Source organism: Solibacillus merdavium (assembly GCF_014836935.1).
In the GTDB taxonomy this organism is placed as follows: Bacteria; Bacillota; Bacilli; order Bacillales_A; family Planococcaceae; genus Solibacillus; species Solibacillus ferritrahens.
Genome location: NZ_JACSPW010000041.1, coordinates 1 through 1,821 on the forward strand (window position 1 = coordinate 1; position 1,821 = coordinate 1,821).

Here is a 1,821-nt window from a genome sequence, read left to right on the forward strand (position 1 = left end):
GAGGGCACTGAAAAACCTTCGTTTTTTTAGAACGTTTTCGTTTTTCAACACAAAAGAGGCATTTTTCATTCGATTTTGAATGAAAAATGCCTCTTTTCTTCGTCTCTTTTTATTCTTTTTCGCTCATTAGCTTCAGTATTCGTTTCAGATTGACCACAAAGATGGTTGTGGCTCCTTGAATTTCCATGCCAAATAACCCCGCCGATTTTGCTGTTTTAAAGCCGTGGGGATTCTTTAACTCGCTATTTTTCGGTTCAATCTTATAACGGTTTTTGGCAAGCTCTTTAAATGTTTCTGTTTCCTGAAATGCGGCTTGCTCTTGATGCGTCTGTGATTGAATCGTCACACTATACGTTTTACTTTTTGCGCCTTCTTTATAACAGCCCTCTCGCATCGGACAGATTTTACATTTTTCTGTATCGAAATAATAGGTCATTTTTTGATTCTCATTTACCTGTTTCTTTCCCGTACGTGCTTTTCGAATCGCTAAATGCCCTGCTGGACAAACAAACATGCTCGCGTCTTTATTATAATCAAACGCAACCTTTCGCTGTCCATTTCCATTTGTAATGACCGGATTTAACTTTGAAATGAGCTGAATGTTTTCTTCTTTCGTATATGCTAAATTTTCTTTCCCTGAATAAGCGGTATCGCCAATCACCTTATCAAATTCCATACCCGCTTTTTGACTTTTCTCAATTAATTCTTGAAGATAGTTCCCATCGCTTTTTTCGCCCGTTGTAATGACTGCCGCTGTAATAATTCGTTCATCGCTCATTGCCAGATGTGTTTTAAATCCAAAGAAAGCGGAATCAGCTGCTTTATGACCAACGCGTGCGTCTGGATCATTCGAAAAGCTTAATTGATTTTCGTAATCGTCGATGACTTCTTTTAATACATTTAATTTTTCTTTTACAGCGGGGATTTCAGAAACTTTTGATTGGGTTTCTACCACTTTCACGATTTGGCGACAATAGTCTAATTCTTCTTCTATTTCATTTGAAGTTGGCTTCGTTGGGAACTTTCCTACCATGTCTTCATTCAATTGATAAACAGCTTTTCTTACATTTTTCGATTTTTCTTGTAAAAATTCTTTTGGTGATTTTTGATTGTAGCGTGCTTTTGTATGAGTGGCATCGACCATAATCATTTTACTCAGAAGGAGTCCCTTCTCTAACGCAATTTCAACGGTCTTTTCGATTAATAAATCTAATAACGCCATGTCTTGAAGACGTAGTCGGCGGAACTTTGTGAGCGAACTCGAATCGATCACATCTTCTTCAGGTGCCATATCCAAAAAGTATTTAAACGAGAGGTCATACTTGGAACGCTCGACTAAATCGGCATCAGATAAATCGTGAATTGCTTTTAATAAAAGGTATTTAAACATCCGAATGGGTGGAATAGCGTTACGACCATTATCTAAACAATATTTTGATTGTAATTCTTCTAAGATAAAGCTGAAATCGACCAATTCATTGATTTGGCGAAGAAGATTATCTTTTGGAATGAGTACATCATAGAGTGCCATATAGGGACTTAAATTCATGGTTTCTTGTTTAGAAATCATCGTCACACCGCCTTTTCCTAGTGCTTTCATTATACAGGAAAAGGAGGGCACAGAAGGAGAAAAAACATTCTCTTCATAAGACACCCCCGTTGATTGGAATGGAGGCGGCGACTCCTGCGGGAACAGCACGTGCGGAAAATCCAATGATCTGCGCCTCCGTTTAGGCGCAGATCATTTAGTTGGAGCCGTGCCCGCGGAAAGCGTCCGCCGCAATGGAAATCAACGGCATCGAAGAAAAGGGCATGTTGGAA

Annotated in this window: 1 protein-coding gene; it reads right to left on the reverse strand. The window is 39.0% G+C overall.

What is annotated here, in order from left to right:
• Positions 1-109 precede the first annotated feature (109 nt).
• Entirely contained in the window at positions 110-1,570 is a 1,461-nt protein-coding gene (locus H9632_RS18625) for an IS1182 family transposase (RefSeq protein WP_191705556.1), read from the reverse strand.
• Positions 1,571-1,821: the final 251 nt, after the last annotated feature.